We start from the raw sequence: 8,128 nt of genomic DNA, 5'->3' as shown, positions 1-8,128 counted from the left end.
TCCATATTTCTCTAAGTGTTATTTTCTGCTCGCTTATCTTTAGTCTAAACTCCAGAATTTTAGGAGATGGCTGTATTACATTAAGTCAGTTATTAACTCCAAGTTGGCGCACTCCTCAGTTAGAAGATGTATTTCTCTCTTGCTGTGAAACTGGTTTAGGTATGGCTCAAATAACCGACGATATTTTAACTCTTTCAACAGGTTTTCTTTGTGCTGGCGCTAAAAGTGTTATCAGTACACTTTGGGCAGTAGATGACTTGGCAACAGCACTATTTTCACTATTTTACTATCAATTCCGACATGAGGGAAACAAACGACTGCAATCAATTAGACAAGCTCAATTTGAACTGCGTACCCTTACAGGTGAAACTCTTACCACCATTTACAAACCTAAGTTAAGTTCTTTTTTGACGCAGAAACTCAAGGAAAGCGAAACGCAGCGTAAAAAAACTAAAAAAGAACGGGATACTCATCCACAAAATTCTCAAATGTATCAGCAACGCGATGAAGAATATAAAAAATATGCCCAAATCGGAAACCGAATTTATCGAGCAAAACAAGATTTGGAATCTTTTTGTCGAGAGTCCAAACCTTTCTCTCATCCCTATTATTGGGCAGCTTTCACCTGTTCCGGGTTAAATTGATGAAGTCGCGGATCTTTAGCTATTAGCGTTAGATTGAAATCTTAGGCGGGCTTCGACTCAGCGCCAGCCTCCTTGCTAATTCTTAATCCCGGTGGTGGCAATACCCTGAATAAATTGACGCTGACCGATGAGAAATAATACCATCACTGGAACTGTCGCGATCGTCACTGCTGCCATCATCAAGGGCCAATTATTCGTAAATTGCTCCTGAAACTCTGCCAACGCCAGCTGCACCGTCCTTAATTCCGGTCGTGTCGTAAATACCAGAGGCTTAAATAAATCATTCCATTCACCGATGAAGGTGAACAAAAACAGCGTCACCAACGCTGGGCGGGCTAAAGGTAACATCACCCGCCACAAAATTTGCACTCTGTTCGCCCCATCTATGGCGGCGGCTTCCTCTAACTCTACGGGAATTGTCTGGAAATACTGACGTAACAAGAAAATCCCAAAACCGTTGACAGCAGTGGGTAAAATCATTGCCGCATAGGTATTTATCAAGTGTCCCCACTTCAAAACCAAAAAGATGGGAATCACCAATAACTGAAAGGGAATCACCAAAGTTGCTAAAACGACTAATAGCAGTGCTTGGCGTCCCCGAAACTTCAGCCGTGCTAGGGCGTAACCAGCCAAAGCAGAAGTGACAATCTGAAACACCGTCACAGCGATCGCTACCAAGGTAGAATTAGCAAACGCCAGCAAAAATTTTCCCTGTTGCCATGCAACGCGGTAATTAGCTAAAGACCAGTTATTTTTGAACAAATTTTCTGGGCTGGCGGCCGTCGCTGCAAAGGAGGTGAGAAAGACCACAAACAGAGGTACTAGAACGATCAATGCCCCTAGCAGTAACACTACTAGGCTCAAAAAATCCCCAGATTTTAGATTCGGGTTTGGTTTGGACATAACTTTAGGTGCAAAGCATTTGTTTCGCTAGTACTAGAGCATTGCCCCCAGCAACAATTAATCTATAAAGATAGTCTACTTGTTAAGTTAAATTAAAGCACAGTGATTATTATCCTAAGTTCATAGGGTAAATTAAATTCTGGTGTCAAATAATTCAGGTTTACAGGAGTAAACATAACCATGCAGCAGCTTACAGACCAATTTAAAGAATTAGATTTCAAGAGCGAAACATACAAAGATGCTTATAGCCGGATTAATGCGATCGTGATTGAAGGGGAACAAGAAGCCCATGAAAATTACATCACCCTAGCCGAACTGCTGCCAGAATCTCATGATGAATTGATTCGCCTATCCAAGATGGAAAGCCGCCACAAAAAAGGATTTGAAGCTTGTGGGCGCAATTTGCAAGTAACCCCAGATTTGGAATTTGCTAAGAAGTTTTTCTCTGGACTACACCAAAATTTCCAAACAGCAGCCGCATCCGGGAATGTGGTCACTTGTCTGTTGATTCAGTCTTTGATTATTGAATGTTTTGCGATCGCAGCATATGAAAATTATATCCACGTCGCTGACGATTTTGCCCGTAAAATCACTGAAGGGGTAGTAAAAGAAGAATATAGCCACCTCAACTTTGGAGAAGTTTGGTTGAAAGAACATTTTACAGAATCCAAAGCTGAACTAGAACAAGCAAACCGCCAGAACCTACCCATCGTCTGGAAAATGCTCAACCAAGTAGAGGGTGATGCCCACACAATGGCAATGGAAAAAGATGCTTTGGTAGAAGCCTTTATGATTCAGTACGGTGAAGCATTAAGTAGCATCGGTTTCACGACACGCGATATTATGCGCTTGTCAGCCTATGGACTCATAGCCGCTTAAAAAAGTTAGGAGTGAGGGATGCGAGAGTGAAAAATTATCAATCGTACTCCTAACTCCTAACCCCTTCGGGGTGACGCTCGCAAGCTCGCTCTTTGTGGCGCTAACGCCAGTCACTCATCGGGGAAACCCCCTGTTCTGGCGCCGGCTCACTCCCAACTCCTAACTCTACTAAATTCCACGCGCTCAAGACAGCATAAGCTTAATAATCACTACATGTTTGGTCTAATTGGACATCTGACTAGTTTAGAACACGCTCAAGCGGTAGCTAAAGAATTGGGATACCCAGAATATGCCGATCAAGGGCTAGACTTTTGGTGTAGCGCCCCACCGCAAATTGTTGATACCATTACTGTCACCAGTATCACTGGGCAACAAATTGAAGGACGGTATGTAGAATCTTGCTTTTTGCCGGAGATGCTAGCGAGTCGCCGCATCAAAGCCGCAACACGCAAAGTCCTCAACGCTATGGCCCATGCACAGAAACATGGCATTAACATCACAGCTTTAGGCGGATTTTCCTCAATTATTTTTGAAAACTTTAAGTTAGAGCAGTTTAGCCAAGTCCGCAACATCAAATTAGAGTTTGAACGCTTCACCACAGGAAATACGCATACTGCCTACATTCTTTGTAAGCAGGTGGAAGAAGCGTCAAAACAACTGGGAATTGATCTATCAAACGCGACTGTTGCGATATGTGGGGCAACTGGTGATATTGGTAGTGCAGTTACACGCTGGCTAGATGCGAAAACAGATGTCAAAGAACTTTTGTTGATAGCCCGTGACCAAGAACGTCTCAAAGAGTTGCAAGGCGAACTGGGGCGAGGAAAAATTATGGGTTTGACAGAAGCACTGCCCCTAGCTGATGTTGTAGTTTGGGTTGCCAGTATGCCCAAAGGCGTGGAAATTGACCCCACCACTTTGAAACAACCCTGCTTGTTGATTGATGGTGGCTATCCTAAAAACTTAGCGACGAAAATTCAGCATCCTGGTGTATACGTGTTAAATGGTGGAATTGTAGAGCATTCCCTGGATATTGACTGGAAGATTATGAAAATCGTCAATATGGACGTGCCAGCCCGCCAGTTGTTTGCTTGTTTTGCCGAATCAATGCTGCTGGAATTTGAGAAGTTATACACGAACTTTTCGTGGGGACGGAATCAGATTACCGTAGACAAAATGGAGCAGATTGGTCGGGTATCAGTAAAACATGGATTTAGACCATTGCTGGTTTAGTCATTGGTCATTAGTCATTGGTCATTAGTCATTAGTCATTTGCAAATAACAAATGACTAAGGACAACTGACAAAGGACAAAGGACAAAGGATAGATAACTTATAACTCGTAATTGATAACCCCTACGATGGCAACTACCGAGCGTAAACCGCTACTGTTAGATTTTGAAAAACCCTTAGCAGAACTCGCAACCCGAATTGATCAAATTCGGCAACTTGCAGAAGAAAATGGCGTCGATGTTTCTGGTCAAATTCGTCAACTAGAAGCACGCGCCATGCAACTGCGTGAGGAAATTTTCACTAGTCTATCTCCGTCCCAGCGATTGCAAGTCGCTCGTCATCCGCGTCGCCCCAGTACTCTCGATTACATTCAGGCTATTAGTGATGAATGGATGGAATTGCATGGCGATCGCACTGGTGGTGACGATCCGGCTTTAGTTGGTGGTGTCGGTCGTCTGAGTGGACAACCTGTGGTGATGTTGGGTCATCAAAAAGGTCGTGATACTAAAGACAATATTGCCCGTAACTTTGGAATGCCTTACCCTGGCGGCTACCGCAAGGCGATGCGGTTGATGGAACACGCCAACAAGTTTAGTATGCCGATATTAACTTTTATCGACACGCCAGGAGCTTGGTCTGGAGTAGAAGCAGAACACCAAGGTCAAGGAGAAGCGATCGCTTACAACTTGCGGGAAATGTTCTGCTTAGATGTGCCGATTATCTGCACAGTCATTGGTGAAGGTGGTTCCGGTGGCGCACTCGGTATTGGCGTAGGCGATCGCCTACTCATGTTTGAACACTCAGTTTATACTGTCGCCACTCCCGAAGCCTGCGCCGCGATTTTGTGGAAAGATGCTGGCAAGGCTCCTCAAGCCGCCGTTGCTCTGAAAATTATTTCCCACGACCTGAAAAAGTTGGGAATTATCGACCAAATACTGCCTGAACCCACTGGTGGCGCTCATTCCGACCCATTAAAAGCCGCCACCACTCTCAAGCAAGTGCTGCTAGAAAATTTGGACGAACTCAATCGTTTAACCGCTCCAGAACGCCGTCAACTGCGCTATGAAAAATTCCGCAAAATTGGTGTTTTTACAGAAGTTGCCCACTAACGGCACTGCATAATGATTAATTAGCCAAGCAGAAATGCTATAATTGCCTATGTGCTTAAAGATTTTTAACAATCTAGCCATAGGCATTTGCATGTTCAGCAAATCTACTCAATTTAATTGAGTGGGTTTTGTATTTTTAAGTAATTTAATTTGAGTGTGCGGCGTGGTTTTACAGACAATGATTTGTTGTCTTGACTGGATAAAACCCACAATACGCCGACTATTGCACTGAATTATAGCAGTTACTTAATGCAAATCATCAGATTTTTAGATTCCTTTAATCTATCCAGACCGAAAAGTGCGAATAATTGGATGGTAATAGGTTTTGGGAACTGCCAAAAAATTGGGAGACACCATGAGTGTTGAGCAAAAACGCCGCGCCCTGATTACTGGGGCAAGTAGTGGAATTGGCAAAGCAACGGCTTTAGCTTTTGCGAAAGCGGGAATAGATGTCGCTTTAGTCAGCCGTTCTTTGGATAAATTGGAGGCAGTAAAAGAAGCTGTACAGCATACTGGGGTGGAAGCGAAAGCTTACGCTGTAGATTTAGCGAGGATCTCCGAAGTAAAAGAAAAGATCCAAGCGATCGCCCTTGACTTTGGTGATATAGACATTCTGGTAAACAATGCGGGCCTTGCCTATACAGCCACCTTGAGCGAAACTCCCCTAGAGGGGTGGCAGCAGGTAATTGACTTGAATCTGACTGGTGTGTTTCAGTGCATTGTGGGGATTTTGCCTTCAATGCGCGATCGTGGCACAGGCACAATTATTAACGTCGCCTCAATTGCCGCCAAGCAACCGTTTCCCGGTTGGGGAGCATACAGTGTCAGCAAAGCTGGTTTGATTGCCCTCTCTCAAACCCTGGCACAAGAAGAACGCACCCACGGCATTCGTGTCACAGCTATTTGTCCTGGGGCAGTCAATACAGAACTTTGGGACACAGAAACAGTCCATGCCAACTTTGACCGTTCTAAAATGTTAACCCCGGAAATTGTGGCTCAGTCAATTCTGTACACAGTTCTGTTACCACAACAGGCAGTTATTGATGAATTGACCCTAATGCCCAGCGCTGGCGCACTCTAATTGCGAAGTTAGGAGTTAGGAATCAAAAGTTAGGAGTTAAAATTTTTAACTCATAACTCATAACTCATAACTAAATTAAAACCATAACCAAGACTCAATCATGACTATTGCTAGTTCAAATGGTTCCAATTCCTCTCAATTGCCTCTGATTCCCGACTTGGCAGAAGTCATAACTCCTAGACCCGATCGCAATACTCATAACGGGCGACAAGCCGATTTGTTCGAGCCTAAAGAGGAACAGATGGAGGAAATGAAGGACGCCGTGCGGACACTAATATTGGGCGTTGGAGAAGACCCCGAACGCGAAGGACTCCTCAAAACACCCAAGCGAGTGGCCGAGGCAATGCGGTTTCTTACCAGTGGTTACAACCAATCCCTTGAAGAACTCGTTAACGATGCCATCTTTGATGAAGGGCATAACGAGATGGTACTAGTTAGAGATATTAATTTCTTTAGTCTGTGTGAACACCATATGCTGCCATTTATGGGTAAAGCACACGTTGCTTATATCCCCAAGGAAAAAGTTGTGGGACTGAGTAAGTTGGCCCGCATTGTTGAGATGTATTCCCGTCGCTTGCAAGTGCAGGAGAGGTTAACCCGCCAAATTGCCGAGGCAATTCAGACCATTCTAGAACCTCAAGGCGTAGCTGTTGTGATGGAAGCTAGCCATATGTGCATGGTGATGCGGGGCGTCCAGAAACCAGGTTCTTGGACTGTGACTAGCGCAATGGTTGGTGTGTTCCAAGAGGAGCACAAAACCCGCGAAGAATTTTTTAATTTGATTCGCCACCAAGGGGCGTTCTTTTAAGTAGTGACTTAGAAGTTAGAAGTTAGGAGTTAGTTCACAACTTATCACTCCTAACTTCTAGGTAAATCAATATTTTTTAGGCTCTGAAATAGAAGTGCTACTTTGTCTAAATCCTTATCTCCAGGTGAACGTTCCACACCACTAGATAAATCAACGCCGCTAGGATTAACCTGACTTAAAGCTTCCAGAATATTATCTGCTGTTAATCCCCCAGCCAAAAACCAAGAGCAATTGGGGTTAAATTTCTCTAGCATTCTCCAATCTAAGGTTTTGCCTGTACCACCAAGTTGTTGGGGATGGTAGGCATCAAGTAGTAAAGTATCTATGTATTTAATGTAATCGATCGCTGTGTCAAGATCCTCAAGACTACGAATTCTCAGTGCTTTAATAATTTCGACATTGGGTAAAGCTTGACGTAATTGGTAGCAAAAATCTGGTGATTCATCACCGTGTAACTGCACACCAGTCAACCCAGAATCAGCAACTATTTCGCTGACTTCGGGGATGCTAGCGTTGGCAAAAACACCAATTGTGTCAATATTTGCCGCGAGTTCTGCGACTGCTGCTTGAATTTGGGATGTAGTCACGTAGCGAGGTGAGGTTGGCACACAAATAAATCCTAGTGCCGTTGCGCCCAGAGAGGCGATCGCTATAGACTGCTGTGGTTGAGTGATGCCGCAAATTTTAACGCGCATGAAAATCTGGCAAATTTTAAATAATCTCAGAAAAGTCTAAACTATCTAAAAAACTTTTGGGCCTTGTAATTTTATAATCTTGTAGGTCTACATTAACTTTTCCATTTAGGAGACAAAAGCTTGATTTCATCTATTTTACTAGCAGCAGCTGCATCTGTTCCCGCAACACCTGCGTGGAACCCCGTAGTAGGAATCATCATCAGCGTCAGCAGCTTAGTAATAGTTTTACTAAGTACTAGGATTGAAAAACCCCTAGTTGGCCCCAAGTTCCCCATCCTGCCGATTAGTATTCCAACATTCGTTGCAGCGATGGCTTTTGGTCATATTATCGGCGTTGGCATCGTTTTAGGACTGACTAACATCGGTCGTCTGTAGTTTTGTGATCACAGAGGTGTTACTTGTAACGCCGCGATCAATACAAAACTCCTAAAAACGATTTTGGGCAGGGGCACTAAGGAAGAAATAACTTATGCCCCATGATGCCAGTCGCCTCAAGTCGAGCCAGCCGCTTGCGTATTTTCCCCTCGTTGTGCGGGCTGGCGTGGGAAACCCGCCCACGGCGCTGGCTCCCCAATGCCCCTCTCCACACTTTTGCTCACAGGCATTAACAAAGTTTAAGGGTTTAATTCCCCAGCAATAGAAGGGCAGCACGAATTGAACGCCTAATTAAAATCCCCGTTACAAAACGTAATTGCAAATTGCAAATTGCGAATTAAGAAAAAGCGAATTGCTTAATTGTCTATTCTAGAAATAAGAGCATTTCTTCACTCGGCACTA

The 8,128-nt window shown here is 44.1% G+C and carries 10 protein-coding genes; 8 read left to right on the top strand and 2 right to left on the bottom strand.

Annotation, left to right across the window (positions count from 1 at the left end; translation table 11 throughout):
* A partial coding sequence (locus HWQ23_RS31200) for a CHAT domain-containing protein (protein WP_292837384.1) occupies positions 1–644 on the top strand: 644 nt, incomplete at its 5' end.
* 75 nt (positions 645–719) lie between these two features.
* On the opposite strand, the gene HWQ23_RS31195 is transcribed toward HWQ23_RS31200, so the two are convergent.
* A complete protein-coding gene (locus HWQ23_RS31195) occupies positions 720–1,547 on the bottom strand; it encodes a carbohydrate ABC transporter permease (protein ID WP_292837382.1) in 828 nt (275 codons plus the stop codon).
* A gap of 180 nt (positions 1,548–1,727) precedes the next feature.
* Between HWQ23_RS31195 and HWQ23_RS31190 the strand changes: the two genes are divergently transcribed.
* The 5 genes from HWQ23_RS31190 to folE all read left to right on the top strand — a co-directional run bounded on the left by HWQ23_RS31190 (position 1,728) and on the right by folE (position 6,656).
* A complete protein-coding gene (locus tag HWQ23_RS31190) occupies positions 1,728–2,426 on the top strand; it encodes an aldehyde oxygenase (deformylating) (protein ID WP_292837380.1) in 699 nt (232 codons plus the stop codon).
* Between the two features lie 213 nt (positions 2,427–2,639).
* Entirely contained in the window at positions 2,640–3,659 is a 1,020-nt protein-coding gene (locus tag HWQ23_RS31185) for a long-chain acyl-[acyl-carrier-protein] reductase (RefSeq protein WP_292837378.1), read from the top strand.
* A gap of 127 nt (positions 3,660–3,786) precedes the next feature.
* Complete coding sequence (locus tag HWQ23_RS31180) at positions 3,787–4,767, top strand: acetyl-CoA carboxylase carboxyltransferase subunit alpha (protein ID WP_292837376.1); 981 nt, start codon at positions 3,787–3,789, stop codon at positions 4,765–4,767.
* A gap of 355 nt (positions 4,768–5,122) precedes the next feature.
* Positions 5,123–5,848, top strand: a complete 726-nt coding sequence (locus tag HWQ23_RS31175; protein WP_292837421.1) for an SDR family oxidoreductase — start codon at positions 5,123–5,125, stop codon at positions 5,846–5,848.
* A gap of 100 nt (positions 5,849–5,948) precedes the next feature.
* The gene (gene folE, locus HWQ23_RS31170) at positions 5,949–6,656 is read left to right on the top strand and encodes a GTP cyclohydrolase I FolE (RefSeq protein ID WP_292837374.1); all 708 of its coding nucleotides are present in this window, start codon (positions 5,949–5,951) and stop codon (positions 6,654–6,656) included.
* A gap of 50 nt (positions 6,657–6,706) precedes the next feature.
* On the opposite strand, the gene HWQ23_RS31165 is transcribed toward folE, so the two are convergent.
* On the bottom strand, positions 6,707–7,351 hold the full coding sequence (locus HWQ23_RS31165; protein WP_292837372.1) for a phosphoribosylanthranilate isomerase: 645 nt from the start codon (positions 7,349–7,351) through the stop codon (positions 6,707–6,709).
* A gap of 120 nt (positions 7,352–7,471) precedes the next feature.
* On the opposite strand from HWQ23_RS31165, the gene psaK reads away from it, so the two are divergent.
* Positions 7,472–7,726 carry a photosystem I reaction center subunit PsaK gene (gene psaK, locus HWQ23_RS31160; RefSeq protein WP_292837370.1) on the top strand — a complete coding sequence of 85 codons (255 nt, stop codon included), beginning with the start codon at positions 7,472–7,474 and terminating at the stop codon, positions 7,724–7,726.
* 94 nt (positions 7,727–7,820) lie between these two features.
* Positions 7,821–7,991, top strand: coding sequence for a hypothetical protein (locus tag HWQ23_RS31155; RefSeq protein ID WP_292837368.1), 171 nt, complete (start codon positions 7,821–7,823; stop codon positions 7,989–7,991).
* Positions 7,992–8,128 lie beyond the last annotated feature (137 nt).

The sequence above is a fragment of the Nostoc sp. JL33 genome (assembly GCF_017114985.1).
Classification (GTDB): domain Bacteria; phylum Cyanobacteriota; class Cyanobacteriia; order Cyanobacteriales; family Nostocaceae; genus Nostoc.
Note: the sequence above shows the minus strand (reverse complement) of the source record. Positions and strands in the feature narration are given on the sequence as shown.

Coding starts and splice junctions, on each gene's coding strand:
- HWQ23_RS31195 (WP_292837382.1), bottom strand. CDS start 1,547: ATGTCCAAACCAAACCCGAATCTAAAATCTGGGGATTTTTTGAGCCTA.
- HWQ23_RS31190 (WP_292837380.1), top strand. CDS start 1,728: ATGCAGCAGCTTACAGACCAATTTAAAGAATTAGATTTCAAGAGCGAA.
- HWQ23_RS31185 (WP_292837378.1), top strand. CDS start 2,640: ATGTTTGGTCTAATTGGACATCTGACTAGTTTAGAACACGCTCAAGCG.
- HWQ23_RS31180 (WP_292837376.1), top strand. CDS start 3,787: ATGGCAACTACCGAGCGTAAACCGCTACTGTTAGATTTTGAAAAACCC.
- HWQ23_RS31175 (WP_292837421.1), top strand. CDS start 5,123: ATGAGTGTTGAGCAAAAACGCCGCGCCCTGATTACTGGGGCAAGTAGT.
- folE (WP_292837374.1), top strand. CDS start 5,949: ATGACTATTGCTAGTTCAAATGGTTCCAATTCCTCTCAATTGCCTCTG.
- HWQ23_RS31165 (WP_292837372.1), bottom strand. CDS start 7,351: ATGCGCGTTAAAATTTGCGGCATCACTCAACCACAGCAGTCTATAGCG.
- HWQ23_RS31155 (WP_292837368.1), top strand. CDS start 7,821: ATGCCCCATGATGCCAGTCGCCTCAAGTCGAGCCAGCCGCTTGCGTAT.